The organism is Photorhabdus thracensis (assembly GCF_001010285.1).
In the GTDB taxonomy this organism is placed as follows: domain Bacteria; phylum Pseudomonadota; class Gammaproteobacteria; order Enterobacterales; family Enterobacteriaceae; genus Photorhabdus; species Photorhabdus temperata.
Window position 1 is genome coordinate 1,306,570 of the sequence record NZ_CP011104.1, and the last position, 20,982, is coordinate 1,327,551.

11 protein-coding genes and 2 tRNA genes are annotated in these 20,982 nt (G+C 38.0%); 11 read left to right on the top strand and 2 right to left on the bottom strand.

The genetic code is table 11. The features are described 5' to 3' along the window. The first annotated feature begins 60 nt into the window (after window positions 1–60). From attM to VY86_RS05210, 11 genes are all read left to right on the top strand, one after another. Window positions 61–852: an AttM family quorum-quenching N-acyl homoserine lactonase gene (gene attM / locus VY86_RS05160; protein ID WP_023043713.1), complete on the top strand. Its 792-nt coding sequence runs from the start codon at window positions 61–63 to the stop codon at window positions 850–852. Window positions 853–1,342: 490 nt separating this feature from the next. Beyond that, entirely contained in the window at window positions 1,343–2,896 is a 1,554-nt protein-coding gene (locus tag VY86_RS05165; protein WP_021324660.1) for a tryptophan halogenase family protein, read from the top strand. Between the two features lie 606 nt (window positions 2,897–3,502). Then, entirely contained in the window at window positions 3,503–4,258 is a 756-nt protein-coding gene (locus VY86_RS05170) for a pentapeptide repeat-containing protein (protein WP_021324659.1), read from the top strand. Window positions 4,259–4,443: 185 nt separating this feature from the next. Beyond that, window positions 4,444–11,829: a non-ribosomal peptide synthetase gene (locus VY86_RS05175; RefSeq protein ID WP_046974169.1), complete on the top strand. Its 7,386-nt coding sequence runs from the start codon at window positions 4,444–4,446 to the stop codon at window positions 11,827–11,829. Between the two features lie 23 nt (window positions 11,830–11,852). Further along, the gene (locus VY86_RS05180) at window positions 11,853–13,055 is read left to right on the top strand and encodes an IS256 family transposase (RefSeq protein WP_046974170.1); all 1,203 of its coding nucleotides are present in this window, start codon (window positions 11,853–11,855) and stop codon (window positions 13,053–13,055) included. Between the two features lie 97 nt (window positions 13,056–13,152). After that, a complete protein-coding gene (locus VY86_RS05185) occupies window positions 13,153–13,911 on the top strand; it encodes a thioesterase domain-containing protein (RefSeq protein WP_162200370.1) in 759 nt (252 codons plus the stop codon). A gap of 177 nt (window positions 13,912–14,088) precedes the next feature. Further along, complete coding sequence (locus VY86_RS05190) at window positions 14,089–15,861, top strand: carbamoyltransferase family protein (protein WP_021324655.1); 1,773 nt, start codon at window positions 14,089–14,091, stop codon at window positions 15,859–15,861. A gap of 28 nt (window positions 15,862–15,889) precedes the next feature. Continuing rightward, window positions 15,890–18,022 (top strand): SGNH/GDSL hydrolase family protein, encoded by a 2,133-nt coding sequence (locus tag VY86_RS05195; protein WP_046974172.1) that lies wholly within the window; start codon window positions 15,890–15,892, stop codon window positions 18,020–18,022. 116 nt (window positions 18,023–18,138) lie between these two features. Next, window positions 18,139–19,359, top strand: a complete 1,221-nt coding sequence (locus VY86_RS05200; protein ID WP_046974173.1) for a multidrug effflux MFS transporter — start codon at window positions 18,139–18,141, stop codon at window positions 19,357–19,359. Between the two features lie 60 nt (window positions 19,360–19,419). Further along, window positions 19,420–20,154 (top strand): aspartate/glutamate racemase family protein, encoded by a 735-nt coding sequence (locus tag VY86_RS05205; RefSeq protein WP_021324651.1) that lies wholly within the window; start codon window positions 19,420–19,422, stop codon window positions 20,152–20,154. A 111-nt stretch (window positions 20,155–20,265) separates the two neighbouring features. Then, entirely contained in the window at window positions 20,266–20,532 is a 267-nt protein-coding gene (locus VY86_RS05210; protein WP_021324650.1) for a DUF1435 family protein, read from the top strand. Between the two features lie 57 nt (window positions 20,533–20,589). On the opposite strand, the gene VY86_RS05215 is transcribed toward VY86_RS05210, so the two are convergent. Further along, window positions 20,590–20,676 (bottom strand) — tRNA-Leu (locus tag VY86_RS05215). 48 nt (window positions 20,677–20,724) lie between these two features. Continuing rightward, window positions 20,725–20,811 (bottom strand) — tRNA-Leu (locus VY86_RS05220). Window positions 20,812–20,982 lie beyond the last annotated feature (171 nt).

Genomic DNA, 20,982 nt, shown 5'->3' on the forward strand with positions numbered 1-20,982 from the left:
TGTTTACAAGTCTCATAACCCCAAATACCCTACAAATCCGATAAAAAGGTTAACATCATTATGTCAGATATTCGCCTGTATATGCTGCAAACCGGATCCATCAAATGTAAGGTTCACAATATTAAGATGAATCAGGGGAATGGCGCCGATTATGAAATTCCAGTTCCGTTTTTTTTACTCACTCATCCTAAAGGTCATACGCTGATTGACGGCGGTAATGCGGTTGAAATTGCAACTAACCCTGAAGGCTATTGGGGAGCTATCACAAAAACCTACCAGCCGGTAATGCGTGAAGATGAAGGCTGTGTAGCACAAGTGAAAAAGTTGGGTATCGATCCCGCAGATATCCGCTATGTGGTGCAATCCCATCTTCATCTCGATCACACAGGTGCAATAGGACGTTTCCCTAATGCGACGCATATCGTACAGCGACGTGAATATGAATATGCCTACACGCCGGATTGGTTTGCTGTCGGTGGTTACATTCGTAAGGATTTTGATCGTCCGGGATTGAAGTGGGAATTTCTGGATGGGGAACGCAATGATTTGTTCGATATCTACGGAGACGGCATTCTAAAAACGGTATTTACTCCGGGGCATTCACCGGGACACCAATCACTGCTGGTCACTCTGCCGAACAGTGGCAGCCTGTTGTTAACGATTGATGCTGCTTACACTCTCGATCATTGGGAAGAACGTGCATTGCCAGGGTTCCTCACCTCTACCATTGAAACCGTACATTCAGTACAAAAGTTACGGCATTTAGCCGAGCGTACGAATGCGATTGTGGTAACGGGGCATGATCCGGATGCCTGGCCAACATTTTGTAAAGCGCCGGAGTATTACGATTAAACCGATACAACCTGCTAGCGGGTTTACTTGTGCATTCGGCAATGATTCATTCGGTAAATTAGATTGCTTAAATGCCCACTTAATATTGATCTGAGCCCTATTCCGCGCAGAAATTCATTTAACTAATTCTTTATGTGATTATTAGTCTATTGATAAATAATAGATTAATATTAATTTGTTGAAGAAGATTATTTTTGCTTTTAATGTAAAGTGAAGAGAGAAATGATCATGATTTATAATGTTTTGTTCCAATAACGATCACAAAATTAGCTCAACAAGGTTTACATTTTTGGTACGAGGCTGATATTGTCCAATAAAATAATCGTATAAAAAAGGATTTTTCATGTATAAATAATAAATTAAAAATTTATGTAAAATCAGAAGCAAATGTGATTCTTTTGCTAAATTAATCGTGGATATAAATTCAACTAATTGAATTTATTATTCTTCCGTATGCTTTTATCTGAATATCTTAATAAGTAGAGGTAACATGATAAAATCAGTATTAATAGTTGGTGGTGGTACAGCTGGTTGGATGACGGCGGCTTATTTATCGAAAGCATTCGCTCAAAATGTCGATATTACAGTTTTGGAATCGAAGAGAGTAAAAAAAATAGGTGTGGGAGAGGCAACATTCAGTACAGTCCGTCATTACTTTGATTATCTTGGTTTAGATGAAAGTGAATGGTTAGCTAAATGTGCGGGAAGTTATAAATTAGGGATTAGATTCGAGAATTGGGATGGTCAAGATAATCATTTCTATCACCCCTTTGAACGTTGGGAAACAGTTAAAGGCTTTCCCATTTCTGAATGGTGGTTAAGAAAAAGTACGACAAACCAAGGTTTTGATTATGCGACTTTTTTGACACCTCACCTTTGTGAGGCTAAACGATCTCCTAGAAGACTAGATGGTTCGCTTTTTGCTCAATCTTCTGATAAATCGCTTGGTCAATCAACATTAGCAGAACAGCGGGCTCAGTTCCCATATGCCTATCATTTTGATGCAGACGAAGTTGCGAATTTTCTCAAACGTTATGCAATGAATCGAGGTGTTAGCCATATAGAAGATGATGTTACCCATGTAGAAATTGATGAGAACGGAAACATTGGGCATCTGGAAACAAAAATACGTGGAAAACTTAAGGCTGATCTCTATATTGATTGTACCGGATTCAAAGGATTATTAATTAACCAAGCATTGAATGAACCATTTGTTAGTTTCTCTGATGTATTGAAAAACAACCGCGCAGTAGCATTAAGAGTATCCAGAGAGGACACTCGTGATATTGAACCGTATACAACCGCTCGTACTATGTCTAATGGATGGCGTTGGACAATCCCTTTATATAAAAGAAATGGTTATGGGTATGTATATTGTGATGAATATCAAAGCCCTGAAGAAGCCGAAGCTGAACTAAGAAGATCAATTCCATATGAAAACGCAGATTGTGCGGCAAATCATATTAGAATGAGAATTGGTCGTAGTAACCGTTCTTGGGTGAAGAATTGTGTCGCTATTGGATTATCAAGCGCATTTGTTGAACCTTTAGAATCAACTGGAATTTTTTTCATTCAACATGGAATTGAACAACTCGTTAGATTCTTTCCAAGAAGTAGCAGTAATGAACTACTAATTGAAGAATATAACACACGAGTTAATCGCGTCGTTGATGGTGTTAAAGAGTTTCTGCTGCTTCATTTTTCGCTGGCACAGCGTAATGATACTTTATACTGGAAAGAATGGAAAAATATTGAATTACCTAAAGAGCTCTTAAAAAAAATAATGTTAGCTAAGGATCATTTATTGGATAAAGAGACTATCTATCCTTTCTATCACGGCTTTGAAGAATATTCGTGGAATACAATGATCTTAGGGTTGAGTTCAGGCTCATTAACTAGCAAACCAGCATTATCATTAATGATACCTGATAAAGCGGATGAAATATTATTACAACATCATGTTAAAGCCAAAAAAATGGTAAGTGGCTTACCAACATGTCATGAGTATTTGCAATATCTACATAATTCAGAAGATAGAAACTGATAATAGATAAAAAAACTGGCGCCTAGTTGTATTAAGCAAGTGTAAAATCTTGCTGAAAAATAATATTAATTAAGATTAAGTTTAATTATCCAGATAGCCTGAATAATATTAAAAAGTCATTAATAAAGTCTTTATACGGCATTTAGAGTGTCGGTAATCTAAGGGCGGTAGCTTACCAAGAGAAAGGCAAAGTGTCAGATAAGTTCTCATTAGTTATACAGCCCAATGTGTTTAGCCACTTCACAGTGTATTTAGTCGTTATTAATTCTTGCTAGGTTGGCTGTGTATTAGCCGGGGTATCATAAGCTCGATTTTTTAGGACTTTTTTATTTTATGGTGAATTGATTTACTCACTTTCGTTTGGTACAAAATACAGTATCAGGAGAATGGTGGTGAGCTGTGGTATTTATGAGTTCCTTCAATTTATTCAATACATCCCTCTCAAATTGATGTATATATAGATAATTGAGAAGGGTGATAAGATAATGGATACGGGGTTGAGGATTTCATTGGAAAATCATTTATCAAAACTTGCTTTTGTCATGCAGTTTATGGCCTGGGGAGTGTATTAATCATTATGAATCATCGCATTTGAGAAGTTTTAATATGTTTGAATATACGTTGGATATTTCGGAAACAACCGGTGTCATTGAAGGTAGAAAATTTAATAAGTTGGATTGGAGTAATGAGTATCAACCAGACTTGATATTTAAAAACTGTGTTATCACTGATTCGAAATTTTCAAGTGCAGATTTAAAGGGTTTGCGGTTAAAAAATTGTCAAATATTTAACTGCGACTTTAGTGAAACGAATATTTCAAATGGTGAATTTGAGAATACATTATTTTATAATAAAGAGAGTCAAAAAGGCTGTGATTTTCATAGTGCAAAATTATGCCATTCGAAGTTTGTTTGTTGTGACATTTCAACAAGTAATTTTTATCGTTCTGAGTTATTCGATATAACAATAGATAGATGTCAGGCTCAGGGGTGTCATTTTGAACTTGCTGACTTTACGAAAATAGTCAGTCGAAAAGTGATATTCAGTTCAGCAACATTAATAAAATCGAATTTTAAGTATTCAGACTTTGAAGGGGTATATCTTAAAAAGTGCGATTTGTCAGGAAGCAATTTAGTTTCAGTCGTATTGTCAAGAGTAAACCTTGAAGGTGCAAACTTAACCAATACCATTTTTTCTCCATCACGGTATGATGGGATGTCAATATTTAAAGCTGATCTGAGAAATGCAGAGATTTCTAACATAGATGTGAGAACATTAGATTTTTCTGGAGTTGAAATATTTGAATGGCAAATGATCCCTCTGATGGAAGAGATGGGATTTATCATTCACCCAGATAATTGAAATAAAAATCACACTATATAAAGTAATCAAAATAACGCTGCTTGGGATAGAGGAAATGACACTCTTTCACAATCTATTATGTTGGAGATTCTCCTGATTATTAAATTTTTATAACCCTTTGATAATTTGCCAATTTTCTCATATCCGTTTTTCGGGAAAAAGTACTAATAGGAGTTAGGTGAAAAATGAAAGTAAGAGAAGATATTATTGAATTGAGATCTCCAAAAGATATTTTGGTAGAAAAAGATATCAATGAAAAATGCCAAGATAGTAATAGAGTTCAGATTGACCCTAAAACGAAAAAACTATTAAACTGGCTAAAATTAACTGCTAAATCAGATTATAAGCTAATCAAAAGTAAAGAAATATCGAAGTGGTTTATTTATCAGTCAGGGAAGCTTGGACTTTTTGGGATGCAAATTCCAGCAGAATTCAACGGCATCGATATTCCTGTATCAGAAACTTCTCAAGTCATTGAGCAGTTAGCGGCTATAGATATTACTCTTGCGGCTTTCATCATACTCCAGCACTCATGTAGTCATTCAATACTCAAACATGCCAGTCGAGAGATAAGGCAGGAATATCTCTCGAAAATGTCAACTGGTGAGATGATTGGATGCTTTGCACTTAGTGAACCCGCTGCGGGTTCGAATCCACGAGGTATAGAATCAACCCTGGCAAAATGCGATAAAGATTCATGGGTACTCAATGGTAGTAAATGTTGGTTAGGTGGGGCTTCTCTTGCTGGCGTGTTTATTGTATTCGCAAAACACCAGTTCGACTGTGAATCAGGAATTAGTTGCTTTGCAATTCCAGCGTCTGCTCCTGGTATAGACGTTGGTGATGAACAGAATAACCTGGGTGTTCAAGGTCTCGGTTTACGTACTGTCACTTTTAATAATGTTGTTGTGAAAAATACTCAGTTATTAGGTGAATTGGGAAAAGGAATGCAAGTTGCCGAGAGCAGTTTATTTTCTGGGCGTGCACTAGCTAGCTCACTAACAATTGGAGTAATGAAACGTTGTGCCCAATTGATGTATAGATTTGCTTCTCAGCGTCAAATTAGTACAGGGTTGCTGATAAATAATCCAGTTACAGAATTGCAATTGAGTTGGTTAATTCATGCGATAACAAGTGTGGAGACATTATCTGATCAAGTATGCGATGATTTAGATCACGGTGTATTTGTTCCTGCTGGCCTATGTATTACTGCGAAAGTCCTAGGGTCTGAGTTTGCCTGGAAAGCTACGGATAATTTAGTTCAATTGATGGGAGCGCGAGGGTTAGATGAAAGAAATGTAGCATCTGGCTTACTTAGAGATAGCCGATTTTTGAGAATAGGTGAGGGACCAACTGAAACATTGTTAATGGAACTGGGGGCAACATTAACGACTAAAGATTTGGAAACTGAATTTTATTTTGTTGGAAAACTTGGGGCTGAAGAAATTTGGAGCCGTCTGTATTCATCAATAAATGAAATCACAAGCTTGTGCAAAACTAAAGAGAATGGGATTGAAGCGGCCTATTATTATATTGGCCGAGTTGCAGCTTGGGCTATTTTACATGCATGCATAGAGCATCGATACCCTTCAAGGCAAGACACTATCATTGATTGGATAAAGGATAATTATGATAAAGAATTTACCTCAGCCAAAATTAACTTAAGTCGAACAAACTCTAAGAGTCAGATAAAATGTATTTCAGAGAAGATTGATAACTATAGTTTTGAGATCGGCTCGTTAGACGAGACAATCGCTACAGATTTAAGTAATATTGATCCATTTCTTTCAAAGGAGTATTTCAATAATGAAGAAAGTCTATTGATTGATGAAGCTACAAAATTTCATAATGATATCGAAGAAAATAGAGCGCCATTAGTAAATATTATAAAAGATTCAATGCTATCCTCAGCAGTTACATTGACGAGAAGCAGGACGACTACCTTACTTAAAGAGCAAACAAAAATTGAAGTTAAAAAGATAGCTAAATTGAATAAGAGATCTACAGCAGAAGTAATACTGACTTCGCTTTTTGTATTTTTGGCCAGAATTTCTAATCAAGAATCTATATCGATACTCATCTTCGATGCTAAGGAAAATTCGACATGCCTTTTTACCTACCAATATAAGCCTAACGATTCAATTGAAAATAACTTAGTTACTCTAAGCGGTAAAATAAAGCAGTGGTCAACTCCGAGTGAAGCGATTGTGGATGTAATAGGGAAGTCAGAGAGTCATTCCCTATTACTGAGATTGGCTACAACCACAGTTTGTTTTTGCATTGGACTTTTTCCTCAATATAAAGATCTAAATGGTGTTGACATTTGTATTGTTCTCGAAGAGAAAAATAATGATTACTCAATTACATGGATTCATTCTAATGCTTTTAGCCAAGATACGATTAAACGACGAGCAGGCAATTTAATTGAATTAATTGAATCAATTCAAACTCTAAATAGGTCAGTGGCAAATTTACCCATCATCCCTGATAACGAAAAGGAAGAAATTAAGAAATATAGTGAGACAAATAATATTTCTAAAAGTAAGGATAAAACATTATCTGATTTATTTCATCAATGCTTGGAATTAAATCCTCAAGGTATAGCATTAGCTGGCTCTGATGAAAATCTTACATATCAGCAATTAGAGAAAAAAACGAATCAGATAGTGGCTATTATGCGAGACGCCGGCGTAAAGGCTTGTGATGTTATATGCCTTTGTATGGGGAGAACTTCCTATTTAATAGCCAGTTTATTGGCTATCGCTAAGATGGGAGCCACTTTTGTCGTGCTTAATGTAAGGCATCCTGTGGTGAGAAATAGAAAGATAGTTTCTAACACTGATTGTTCAATTATCATTAGTGAGAGTTCACTTGCAAATATTGCAAAAGAGTTTGGCGAATACGTTATTGAAATTGATAGCGAATTAAAATCTGGCAACTTAAGTTCTATCACAATGAATAGCCAGGCTACACCCGATTCCATTGCCTATATTTCGTTTACCTCTGGCTCTACTGGAGAACCTAAAGGTGTAATGGTGAACCATAACGCACTTTGTTTGCAACTCGAAAACCGTCGGGCAATTTTAAACCTTTGTGAAAGTGATAGATTGTTATATTCGGCGGCACCGAATTTTGATGTTGCTATATGGGAGTTTTTTGGCGCATTCTCTGCGGGTTGTGCATTGGTTGTTAACGGTGACAATGAATTTAATTGGGATCCAAAAGAAGTTGTGGATACGGTGATTAAGTACAATGTCACTCACCTTCAAATTCCCCCTACTCAGCTTGGTCTGCTGCTCAATGAGAAAGATATTGAGAAATGTAGTTCTTTAACCTGCATTATTACTGGTGGAGAATTGCTGCCTAATAACGTAAGGGAAGTGATACATTCAAAGATAAAAGTAAACCTATATCACTTTTACGGGCCAACTGAGGCAGTTATTGATACCAGTTATTGGCAATGCAAAATAGATGAACAACAACCATCTACTTATATTGGTCTCCCTTGCCCACATAGGCAGATATTCATACTTGACCATGATATGCAGCAAGTTCCCATTGGTGTACCTGGCGAAATGTATATTGCAGGGAAGCCTCTTGCGAATGGGTACTTGTTAAGACCGCAGTTGACTGAGTCCCGGTTTATTAGAAATCCGTTTACAGAGGATGAAGACTCATTCATGTACAAAAGTGGTGATAAAGCCCGCTTTATATCTGGAGGTGGACTGGAATTTTTAGGGAGAATTGACCAGCAAATTAAGATCAATGGTGTCAGGGTAGAGCCGGGAGAGATAGAAAACGTATTAGAAAGCCACGTATCTATCATGCAACTCAGAGTCACATTAAGAAGCAATGATCAAGATAAAGTAAATCAGTTCTTGGTTGCTTACTATGTTCCATTTGAAGACGTGGCAGTTGATAAAAATGAGCTTAGACAATTTGCAAAAAAACATTTACCAAAGGAGATGGTGCCAAGTTTATTTGTAGAGCTAAAAGCTCTCCCTTTAACTTCAACAGGTAAGTTAAATATTCGTGCTCTGCCAGACATTGTTGATTCGCATAAAATAGAAACTTCAAAAATTGATACTTCTTCAACGATAGGCAAAGTTCACTATATATGGCAAGAAGTGCTTGGTAAACAGGTAAATGATGAGCATACAGACTTCTTTGAAATTGGTGGTCATTCTCTGACGGCTGTAAAAGTAATTACTCAGTTAAGAGAAATTATTTCAGTAGATATTAAAATGAGTGATTTCTTGGGAAATTCAACAATACAAGGATTGGCTAAAATTATTGAAGAGAAAGGGACAAGTATCTATATAGAAAAACCGACCTCAACTTCAAGGGAGGGGTTGATTCCTTTATCAGGAACGCAGGAAAATCTATGGTATCTTTACCTGCTCAATCCGCAGTCTTCCGCTTATAACTGCCCTGAAGCTGTTCGGTTATTGGGAAAGGTTTGCTTGAATAGTTTAGAGAAAGCATTGAGTGATATTTTTAAACGCCATGAATCTTTGAGAACAACATTCTATGCACTAGATGGTGTTCCTTATCAAAAAATTTCACCAATTTCAGAATTTAAACCTAGGGTCTTATACTTTAATAATATTTCCGAACAAAAGTTTTCAGAAGAATATAAAAAAATTATAGAGGAGGAGTCGGCCAGGCCATTTAATTTAGAAAAAGATTGTCTATTCAGAGTGTTACTGATGATTAATAATGATGAGTATATTTTCTTTTGGAATTTCCATCATATTATTTCTGATGGAACCTCTTCTGCAAATATATTTGTCAATGAACTTAGCAATCTCTATTCTTACTATTTAAATGAAAGAAATATTTTTCTGCCTGTGATTGAGATACAACCTATTGATTATATGCGCTGGTATAACATCTTTATGGATGAATCAAAGCGTATTAAAAAATTAGATTTTTGGCGTAATGAGTTAGAAGGTGCGCCTTCTGAAGTTGATATCACGCTAAGGAATGCTTCACCGATTAATGTCAGTGATAAAGGTTGTCGATGCTATTTTAAATTACCGGAAAAAGTTGTAACTCAGCTTAATGCTTTTTCGAAAAACAATGGATTCACCCAATTTGAGATTATGATTACAGCCTTCTCGGTTCTTATTCATATTATCAGCGGTGAAGATGATTTCACTATTGGTACTGTTGTGGCTGGACGACATCATAGTGCTATCGAGAATACCATAGGAAATTTCGCCAATGTCGTTGTGACAAGACATAATGACTTTAAACAGACGACCATTCTCAATTATATTGAATCAATAAGAAATAAATTAGCCGATATATTTGAACATTCTGATATCCCCTTTGATGAAGTCGTTTCAGAAATATGCTCTGGCCGTAAGAAAAATAAAAACCCATTATTTAATACTTTCTTTTCTCTTTATAATGGGAAAAGGAGTTATCTTAATATTGATGGTACAGAGCAGAAATGGTTATTATTGGATCCAGGTTACGCTCAGTTCGACTTTAGTTTGGCCTTATTTTCTGATGTAAGTTCGATTAATGGGTATATTGAGTATAAGGTAGACCTTTTTGATGAAGATACAGTAAATCGAATTTTTCGTTACTATATGAAAGTGATTGATTATATTTTAGTTAATCCAGATCAAAACATCGACTATATTGAATTAGTTGATAATAAGGAAAAAAATAAGCTCGTTAAAGAGTTGAATAATGTAAGGGGACCTATAGCAACAGATAAAGCCTTGCATGAGATCTTTGAAGAGCAGGTTAAATTATATCCTAATAACATTGCAGTTAAATTTGCAGATAAATATTTAACATATGAAGAGTTAAATAAAAGGGCTAATAGGTTGGCACACTATTTAAATCATTCTGGTGTCAATCCAGGTAATTTGGTTGGATTGTGTGTTCAGCCATCTATCGAAATGTTCGTCGGTTTATTAGGTATTGTGAAGGCGGGCGCAGGATATGTACCATTAGATCCTACTCTTCCAGCCGCTAGAATCGATTTTATAGTGAAAAATAGTGACTCAGTTGCTATTTTAACTCAATTAACTTTAGCTAAAACAGTTGCACATTGTGGTATTAATCTAATATTGCTTGACGAAGAGCAGCAGTTGTTTAAAGAGTACAAGGAAACAGCCCCTTCACATTCCATTCCTTCCGATAATATCCTGTATATGATTTTTACATCAGGATCTACAGGTATCCCGAAAGGAGTCCAGACTCAACACTACAATGTCGCCGCTCTAGTTTGTAACACTAATCATATGCAATGTGATAAAGAAGACATTTTTGCAAAAGTTAATAACTTTGCGTTTGATATTTCCACATGGGAAATTTGGACACCGTTATTGCATGGCGCATCTATTACTGTTGTTCCCGATTCTACGAAGCTGATCCCTCAGGAGTTTGCTGCTTTCATCAAGCAACAAAAAGTCACTATGCTTTATCTTCCTACAGCGCTTTATCACACAATTGCCACCGAGTTGCCGGAAAGTTTTGGTGGAATTAAGTTACTCGTTGTTGGTGGTGAAGCGCTCGATCCGACAAAAGCACGATCTGTTTTGGAAAGTAAAGCGCCACCAAGAGGTTTTATTAATGCTTATGGCCCGACAGAAGTGACATGTTCATCTGCATGGTTTGATGTTAAAAAGCTTGTTAAAGACGCGAAGAGGGTTCCAATTGGTAAGCCGATTACGAATACGCAATTTTATGTTTTAAATAGTGAGCAAAAAATTCTCCCAATGGGAGCCAAAGGTGAGTTATATATTGGTGGCGCAGGAGTGTCAAAAGGTTATAGGAAGAATCCAAAACTAACGGAACGCCACTTCTTAAAAAACAAGTTAGGTTCTGACAAACGATTTGATAAACTCTATCGTACCGGAGACGTTGTTAGATATTTAGCTGATGGTAATCTAGAATTTATGGGCAGAATTGATCATCAAGTTAAGATCCGAGGATTTAGAATAGAAATTGGAGAAATAGAAGGTACGTTAATAAAGCATCCCTTGATAAAGGCTGCTATTGTTTTAGTTCAGGAAGAATCACCTGGAAATAAACGACTAATAGCATTTATCGAATTTTACAAAGGACATCGCAGTGTACCAATAAGTATCATAAGAAAATACTTGGTTGAAAATCTGCCAGCTTATATGGTTCCCTCAATGATCAAGGTTCTAAATGTCTTACCATTGAATAATAATGGTAAAATAGACAGAAATAAGCTAAATCAGATTAAAATAGAACCAGACAGTGAAGGTAGCTGTTTACGTTATCCCCGAGACCATGTAGAGCTGTCACTCTGCCTTATTTGGGAAGAAATTGTCGGGTTTCATAATCCAACATTAGATATGAACTTCTTTGAAAATGGAGGTGATTCCCTCCGGGCGGTCCGTTTGATTTCTGAGATTAATAAAAAATTTGGCAAGCATTTATCTTTAGATACTTTATATGATGGAGGAAATATTGAATCACTGGCATTAAAAATAAAGGGAAATGATGTAGATAATACAAGTCGTACTTTGATATCTCTCACTAAAAATGGGAGTGTTAGAAATTCTGTGTCATTCCAGTAATATATCTCAAAAAGGAATGATAAATGACTCAATCTTTCGATTTCGACAAAGCCCTGAAAGCGCTTCAGGAGGGTCAGGCACTGACCGGTAAGAATGGCATCCTGACCCCATTGATTAAGCAACTTACTGAAGCCGCTCTGGTTGCCGAACTTGACTCCTATCTGGCTAATGACCTTGAGGCCAACCGGAAGAATGGTTCCACCAAAAAGACCATCAAAGCCCCGACCGGTAACTTTGAACTGGCTACACCACGGGATCGTAATGGGACTTTTGAGCCCCAACTGGTTAAGAAGCACCAGACCACGTTATCAGACGAGATAGAGCGGAAGATTATCCGCCTGTTTGCCCTCGGGATGAGCTACACCGATATCAGCCGGGAAATTGAAGACCTGTACGCCTTCAGCGTCTCTAGTGCCACCATCAGCGCTGTGACAGACAAGGTCATTCCCGAGTTAAAACAGTGGCAGCAGCGCCCGCTGGAAGCCATTTATCCCTTTATCTGGCTGGACGCCATCCATTACAAAATCCGTGAGGAGGGTCGTTACGTGAGTAAGGCTGTCTATACCGTACTGGCGCTCAATCTTGAGGGAAAAAAGGAAATCCTTGGGTTGTATCTGTCTGAAAACGAAGGCGCAAACTTCTGGCTATCCGTGCTGACAGACCTGCAAAACCGTGGACTGAAAGATATTCTCATCGCCTGCGTTGATGGCCTGACGGGTTTCCCGGAAGCGATCAACAGCATATACCCGCAAACGGAGGTGCAGCTGTGCGTCATTCACCAGATCCGTAACTCCATCAAATACGTGGCTTCAAAGCACCACAAAGCCTTCATGGCTGATCTGAAACCCGTGTATCGTGCGGTCTCAAAAGACGCAGCAGAAAGCGCGCTGGACGAACTGGATGCGAAATGGAGTCAACAGTATCCGGTAGTCATCCAGAGCTGGCGTCGTAAGTGGGGTAACCTGTCGGGTTATTTCCGCTATCCGGCGGGCATCCGCAAGGTCATTTACACAACCAATGCCATCGAGTCAGTCCACCGTCAGTTCAGGAAACTGACAAAAACTAAAGGGGCGTTCCCGAATGAAAACAGTCTGATGAAACTGCTTTATCTGGGGCTTCTCAATGCACAGGAAAAATGGACAATGCCAATACAGAGCTGGAATCTAACGCTGTCGCAACTCTATATTTACTTTGAAGGGCGTTTGGATAATGTGATAACGTTATAACCGCTCAATTAACGTGACACAGAATTCTGAACGCCCTCCTAAAAATAAGTCTAATGATAAACCTGTATTTATCGTTCATCCTCTGAGTGGCAGCGCAATGTGCTATATCCCATTAGCCACAATGCTAGCTAATCCGCTTTATGCTTTCCAATCACCCTCACTTAACAAGCAATGGATACATGAACCAATAGATACTGTTGAAGTGCTGGCTTCAATGTATATTGATGAAATGCTAAAAGTTCAAGAACAGGGCCCTTTTGTGCTTGGAGGGTGGTCTTTTGGTGGAATAATAGCTTTTGAGATGGCAAAGCAACTTGAATCAAGTGGTCATGAAGTGTCTAAGCTATTTCTGTTTGATAGTGCGGCACCCGGTAAAGTTCATAAAGAATTAAATATGGTGAAAATTCTTAATCTTTGCCTGGAGGAAATTATTGGGCAATTTGGCATGCATATTGATGTTGATTTAAAAAGCATGAGTAAACTGACCAATAACGAGATACTTCATGCTGTATTAAATATCATCAAAGAACATGGTGGATTTGCTCCGGATGCTGATGTAGCTATGCTTGAACGCATGATTGACACTTGCCTGATCAATTCCAAAGTGTCATCAAAATACACAGCTGATACTGTAAACATTGACACTATTCTCTTCCGGGCTAAGGATAGTTCACATATGGAGGAGATGTTGGTATCTCCTAATGAGGTTAAAGAAAGATGTTTGGGTTGGAGCCAACATATTTCTGGTGATCTCATCATTGAGGATATTGATGGTCATCATATGTCGATGATGTTCCAACCTAATATTGACGCTATTTCTGCGATAATAAATAAATTGATGGATAAAAATCATTAATAGCGTTAGCTGATTTTATATGATTTTTACAATATATTGTTACATGCTCTTATTTTTATTAATAAAGATAGGAGGATGCAACAAATATGTCGCCAATGATTTAACTTTATAAATGAAAAAAGATATAAGACAGCGGTTTTATTAAAATAATCTCTAGCAAAAATAGGGTATGACGCTATGAATATAATTGGTATTTCTGCAAATTTTCATGATTCTTCTTGTGCTCTGATCAGTGATGGTCAACTGATAGCTGCTGTTTCAGAAGAACGATTTTCTAGATTCAAAAATGATTCCAGACTACCGGTTAGAGCCTTCAGATATTGTTTAGAAGAGGGAGGGATTAATATTACTGATATTGACTGCGTTGCTTATTATGAAAATCCTTATAAAAAGCTATCCCGGCAACTCGCCTCCAGTTTTAACCTTTCTGCGACCAACGGTCTTCATTGGTTGGATTGTCACAAGCCATTTCGTGATATCACTGAAATATTGGGGTATGAGAAAGAGATCAAATTTTATGATCATCATATGGCACATGCCGCCGGGAGCTATCTATTTTCTGGCTTTACTGACGCCGCTATATTAACTTCCGATGGTGTGGGTGAATGGGAGACATCTACTTTTGGATATGCCCAAGGCGATAATATTGATTTGTTCGAGAAAATTGAATATCCAAATTCAGTTGGCCTCTTTTATAGCGCCATGACTAACTATCTGGGATTCAAAGTACTCAGTGGTGAATATAAAGTCATGGGATTGGCTCCTTATGGTAAGCCGATATATACCGATAAGTTGCGAGAAATGTTCAGTATGGAGAAGAAGTTCAGTTTTAAGCTGAACATGAAATTCTTTAATTTTAGCCAGATGAACAGAATGTACACGGATGCATTTATTGACTTGATTGGCTTTCTTCCAAGAGAGCAAGAATCGGTGATGTTGCAACATCATATGGATTTAGCTAAAAGTTTGCAGGTTGTCCTGGAAGAAATTCTTATCAAGCAAGTTCACGATTTGCGTGAAAAAGTCGATTCGACAAACCTATGCTTATCAGGCGGTGTGGCACTAAATTGTGTCGCGACACATGCCATTCGTAAAACAGGCTTATTTAATCATATTTTTATTCCTCCCGCAGCTGGAGATTCAGGTTCCGCCTTGGGTGCGGCTGCATTGGCTCATATTGAGATGACCGGAAAACGACACAGTTACCAGCCATTTACAAACCCTTATCTCGGCCCGAAGTTTGATAATGAAAAGATATTGGAAATGCTAACTTCAATGGAAATTGAAGCTTTAGATTTTCGGGGAAATAGAGAGGGTTTTGAACAAGTTATTGTCGAAATGCTGATAAATGGAAAAGTTATTGGTTGGTTTCAAGGTCGAATGGAGTTCGGTCCACGTGCTTTAGGGGCACGAAGTATTATTGCGGATCCAAGAGATCCTGCCATGCGAGATCGGCTAAATGCATTGGTTAAAAAGAGAGAAGGTTTTAGGCCATTTGCGCCAGCCATCCTGGAAGAGGAAGCGGCGAACCATATTGAATTATCAATCCCAACTCCATTCATGCTTGAAACTTGTCAGGTAACGTCAGATTTAAGTTTACCCGCAATCACTCATGTTGATGGTTCTTGCCGACCGCAAACCGTCACTGCTGATATTAATCCAAAGTTTCATTCTCTCTTGAAAGCGTTTTATAACGCAACGAATTGCCCAATATTAGTGAACACTTCATTTAATGTTAGAGGAGAGCCAATCGTTTGTACTCCACTTGATGCGATAAGGTGTTTCGGCAATTCAGGAATTGATGTTTTGGTATTGGAAGATTTTATTATTGATCGTTCTATGCTTTCTGAAGCATTTTCTAATATGGCCGAAAGAGAGTTTAGCTTAATTAAACCGCCGCATGATCTATTCACCGGGCAATCTGTAGAAGCTATCTATACCTTTATCTAAAATAAACTTAATTGTTTAGGAAAATAATATGAATAAATCTAACATCAATACTGAGAAATTAGCTACGTTTCTTCTTGATGATAAAGAAAGCTCCTTTGAAATCATGCGATTAACTCAGATTTATTTGATGAATCAAGATCAAAATAATAATGATGAGATATTTTTCAATAATATTCCTCCATGCAGTGAAAATATTGACGGATATACTGCTATTGGTACATGGCATCCAGCGAAAATTGATGGTGAAATTACTTTTATAAGACGTGAACAGTCTGATTCTATTTTTTGGGAGAGTTCACGGCAGAAACTGATGGTGGGTAAGGTAGCAGGGGTGAAAAGGGTATGTCTTATCGGCGAGTCTGCTGCACTCGGCATGTTTTTCTCACCCCACACTACACCAGCTAAAACATTAGCTCACTTACTTAACCAGCATTCCAATATCGAATGGGAAATCATCGATCTTGCAAGAAGCTGCATGAATGCCGGTGGGCTATTGGAGACTTGTAAGGCGAGCTTACAATTACAACCGGACTATGTGATTATCCTTGCGGGTAATAACTGGTTTTCAGATGTATTGTTTGAGCATGATGCACCTTTGGAAAGACGAAAAAATTATGCCAATGTGCTGGCAAACTCAGGTCCCAATGGCATTGCGGTTGAATATAGGGAAAAGTTAGAAGAGAATGCAGAAATATTAATAAACAAAATAGAGGTGATATCTAGAGAAAGCAGTGCTGAATTTATTTTTGCTTTACCTGCATCAAATTACGCAGATTGGGAGCGTAAAACACCACTTCATTGGTTGGGTCATGGCAAAACCGCTGAATGGTATGAATTATACCGAAATGCGTCACAAGCAATCATGAACCGGCAATATGTTGAGGCTTTGGCATTGGGCCTAAATATGATCGATATTGATGGCGGTATTGCAGCCACTTCCAATCGTATTGTGGCTAATAGCTTGATTGCATTAAATCGTGCTGAAGAAGCTAAGTCATACCTGGATGCAGAATGCAGTTATTCGTTGATGTATGATATTGTGACATCATTTCCAGGTACTCCATCATTTGTTAAAGAGCGTATTATCCAACAAAACGTTGGCATTAAAATTATTGATCTGGAATATTACTTCTCTAAGTATTTAGGCACGAGTGTGCTGGATGATTCACTTTTTGTTGATTACTGCCATATGACACCAGAAGGTTTCAAAATTGCGATGGCTCCTATAGCAGAATGGCTAATGAATTATGGAAAAGATAAGCCAGATGCAAACTGGGAGGTCATGGCAAGAAAAACTATTGAATTGGACGTATCCTCATATGATTTAGCTGTTTCTTATTTTTACATCGCTTTATATAACAGCCATATAAATCGACCGCTTAATGAAGTGGTAGAAAGAGAGCGAATCGTTAAATTATTTGAAAAAGCCGTTCAATACTCAGCGAAAATATTAGATGTTATGGAGCTTTATGTTAAAGCCAGAAGTTGTGAGAAAGGTGCGGGATTTAGCCTAAGTCGAGCAGGACAAAAGCTACTTGAACTTGTCAATTCTCCACTCGATTTTCCAGTGGCTCAAACGTCGCCCGGTGCAGATGCGCAAACTATTGACGCAATTTGTGAAATATTTGATAAGCACGGCCGTAATGGTAAGGCTTTAAAAGAGTTTTATCAAAAGAGCTACATCGACCAACTTAAACACGGCATAGATTTGACAGAACCGCAATATATTGATCGAGTGAGTGCTGTCATTAGAGTTTCCATAGATCCTGAGGTCAATACACGGAGAAGCCTGCCGTACTTTAAATCATGGTGGCCGACATCATCATTTACGCTGATTACCAGCGGTAATCATGATCTAAATATGGAGATTACAAGCAGAGTTAAGAAATATATAGAAGAAAGTAAAGTCAGGATTTTAATTAACGGTGAGCTGCTTGCAAAAATAGAGCCATCATCGGCATGGTCCCATCACAGGCTAATAATTCCGGGTTCTCTTACTAAGCCGGGATTCAATACAATTACCTTAGAATGGCCTAAATTGGCACAGGATGAAGAAAAGGAAGTGTTGAACATATCCTCTCGATATAATAAGGGTTTAAAGACAGAAATATTCCCAGTTTTTGGTGAATTATTCTCATTGAAAGTTTATTATTTACAATGACTTAGATTTTTATGTCTGCCATCCATTTAATAAATCTAGTTTATAGATATTGTTTGATGGCAGCTCTTTGTGTTTATATTACATAAGATTAACAATAATCAGAGGTGAATTTATTTATGCCGCCATTAATGTTGAGGCTACTACCGATAGTACTTATTGTTGGGATGGTGCCATCATTTATAGAAGTTGACATCACTTTACCGGCATTTCCTCAAATGCTGGAGTTCTTTTCTACCACTGAATCGTCAGTGCAATTGACTCTAATCGTAAACTTCTTGGGATTGTGTATATTCACGCCTATATTTGGTCCACTTTCAGAGTCATACGGGCGAAGAAAGATAATTTTAATCGGAGCCGCTCTATTCTTTATTGGTAGCGTAGGTTGTTCGACGGTGGGTGATCTTAGTCAATTGTATTTATTTAGGTTTATCCAAGGAGCAGGGTGCAGTGCTATTTGGGTTGTAGGGTTCATCATTTGTTCTGATACCTATAAAGATGAGCAGTCAGTACAGGTTTTTGGTATTCTTAACTCAGCAATTTCAATGGCCCTCATTATAGCGCCTATTGCGGGTTCCCTTATTGTTGAGCATTACAGTTGGAGGTCTATCTACCACTTAATAGCTTTACTGAGCTTTCTTTCTCTGATAGCGGTGTTCATCATTCCTGAAACAAATCGTAATACGACAAAATTGAGTGTAAGTGAAGTCGTCAGAGATTATCATCAACTTATATTCAATATGCGTTTTTTAATCTATGCTTCCACTCCTGGATTATTAGTGTCTGCATGTATTGCCTATGTATCTGTTGTCCCTTTCTTATATATAGATAAAATGGGAATGAGTTACTACGTATTCGCAGTACATCAAGCGATATTAGGAATATGTTTAGCGGTAGCTGGATTCTATTCAGGTGCTTTGAATAGAAATATTGGCTCAGTTAATTGTATTTATCTAAGTATTGTAATCTGTTTGATAGGTTGCAGTTTATTAATTACATTTAGTCATCTTTATCCTAAATCTGCAATACCTTTTACGCTATCAATGGCCGTTATTTGTATTGGTTCCGCTTTTCAATATAGTATGGTGTTCTCTCGTTCTTTAGCGTTGTATCCTAAATTAGTTGGCGCAGCCTCTTCTCTATTAACTTTTTTTCGGCTTATTTTTTTCAGTCTCAGTGTCTTTATTTCTGGGTGGGTATTCACTGGAAAATTATTTAATTCAGCAATCACAGTATCATCGATAATCACTGTGGGGCTGTTATTTTCATTATTCGTTTTAATTGATTTGAGAAATAGTGATGTAAGTAGAGACATTGACGATAGGCCACATGTTAGCTAATTAAATTATCTTGCTAATGATACGAATTATTTATTGATATTTATTTTATTGAGGTCGTTTATGAGAATTAAAATTATTGTTCCTCTGTTGACATCAAAATATAATTCAGCAGTACAAGAGGATATTGCTCCCTATATTGCACCGGATGTATCTGTTACCGTTGTTAATTTAGATTTTGGTTCACCTTCGATCGAGTCCCGTTACGATGAAATGTGTTCAACCCCTGATATTGTCAGCAAAATCGTCGAGTCTGAAAAGGAAGGATATGATGGCGTCTTCGTTAGCTGTGTAAGCGATCCAGCTATTTCTGTTGCAAGAGAGCTAGTTGATATTCCTATCGTTGGTGGATTTGAGCCTGCTGCGTTAAGTGCTGGAATGATTTCGAAGCGTTGGGGAATTATTACAATTACCCAGTCCTGCGCATGTTTGATTAGAGACCTTGCGACTCTGGCTGGTATTCACCAGCAGTTGGCCTGTATTCGTAGTATTAATCAACCTATTGACGAATTGCACCAAGCACCAGGAAAGCTAGAAGAGGTGCTACTTGCTCAGATTAAAAAGATGGTGAGTGAAGACCGTGTAACAGCCATCGTCTTAGGTTGTACCGGGATGATGGGAATGGCGAAGTACCTGTCCAGAGAAATGGAGACAGTAGGAATGCCAATCCAAGTAATTGACCCTTCAGCAGTTGCATTGGGCTATCTACAAATGATGATAAGAGCCGGGCTCACGCATAGCCGATTGGAGTACCCGAAGCTGGATTTAAGGGAAAGAGATATGAGTTGTGTTAAATGATCTTGCCTATCATGCGGCGTAATTGCTACCCCATTTATTGCAACTAACTTGTACTTCACACTTTTTCATATATGATATTGGTAATCATTATCATTTAGATTGGTGCAAGTTATGATCAGGGTTAAAGATAGAGAAAGATCATTTTTCTGGCAGGGTATCACCAGTTTGTGGGGAATGGGGTTATCCAGTCTGGCCGGAATGCTATTCGTCATCGCCAATCCTGGGGTTGAGCAGCTTAAAATTGGGGTTGTTGTCGCGATGCTGTTGACTTTATTCATGTTGCTGAACCAGAAGTCACGCCATTTTCTGTTAATACCATCGGGGTTTGCTGTGTTATGTGTCTTATTAGCTGGAGCGCACCGGTTTGGCTGTTTTTGATGTTTTGTTGAAGAAAAAATAGGTGCGAAGGAAGATTGCTGCGGAAAATGAACAGATTGGTGCGAAAGGAGGGACTTGAACCCTCACGTCCGTAAGGACACTAACACCTGAAGCTAGCGCGTCTACCAATTCCGCCACCCTCGCAGGTACTGTCATTTCTTGTTGCCGAATTTAATCAGCGGTTGTCTGATTTGGTGCGAAGGGGGGGACTTGAACCCCCACGTCCGTAAGGACACTAACACCTGAAGCTAGCGCGTCTACCAATTCCGCCACCCTCGCAAATTCAGACACTATCAGCTAGTCGCTTGATAGCATGGGGGCGAATTCTAGAGGTTTTGCAGCCTACGTCAATCATTATTTATTACAGCATTGTATGATTGCCGTAAAAATCATCGCTCTTTACGATTTTGTTAAAACAGCCTGTCCATGGGCCAAGGACAGGCTGAATAA

What these genes read in the sequence shown, in the direction of transcription:
- attM (WP_023043713.1), top strand. Translation starts at nt 61, where the DNA reads ATGTCAGATATTCGCCTGTATATGCTGCAAACCGGATCCATCAAATGT.
- VY86_RS05165 (WP_021324660.1), top strand. Translation starts at nt 1,343, where the DNA reads ATGATAAAATCAGTATTAATAGTTGGTGGTGGTACAGCTGGTTGGATG.
- VY86_RS05170 (WP_021324659.1), top strand. Translation starts at nt 3,503, where the DNA reads ATGTTTGAATATACGTTGGATATTTCGGAAACAACCGGTGTCATTGAA.
- VY86_RS05175 (WP_046974169.1), top strand. Translation starts at nt 4,444, where the DNA reads ATGAAAGTAAGAGAAGATATTATTGAATTGAGATCTCCAAAAGATATT.
- VY86_RS05180 (WP_046974170.1), top strand. Translation starts at nt 11,853, where the DNA reads ATGACTCAATCTTTCGATTTCGACAAAGCCCTGAAAGCGCTTCAGGAG.
- VY86_RS05185 (WP_162200370.1), top strand. Translation starts at nt 13,153, where the DNA reads ATGTGCTATATCCCATTAGCCACAATGCTAGCTAATCCGCTTTATGCT.
- VY86_RS05190 (WP_021324655.1), top strand. Translation starts at nt 14,089, where the DNA reads ATGAATATAATTGGTATTTCTGCAAATTTTCATGATTCTTCTTGTGCT.
- VY86_RS05195 (WP_046974172.1), top strand. Translation starts at nt 15,890, where the DNA reads ATGAATAAATCTAACATCAATACTGAGAAATTAGCTACGTTTCTTCTT.
- VY86_RS05200 (WP_046974173.1), top strand. Translation starts at nt 18,139, where the DNA reads ATGCCGCCATTAATGTTGAGGCTACTACCGATAGTACTTATTGTTGGG.
- VY86_RS05205 (WP_021324651.1), top strand. Translation starts at nt 19,420, where the DNA reads ATGAGAATTAAAATTATTGTTCCTCTGTTGACATCAAAATATAATTCA.
- VY86_RS05210 (WP_021324650.1), top strand. Translation starts at nt 20,266, where the DNA reads ATGATCAGGGTTAAAGATAGAGAAAGATCATTTTTCTGGCAGGGTATC.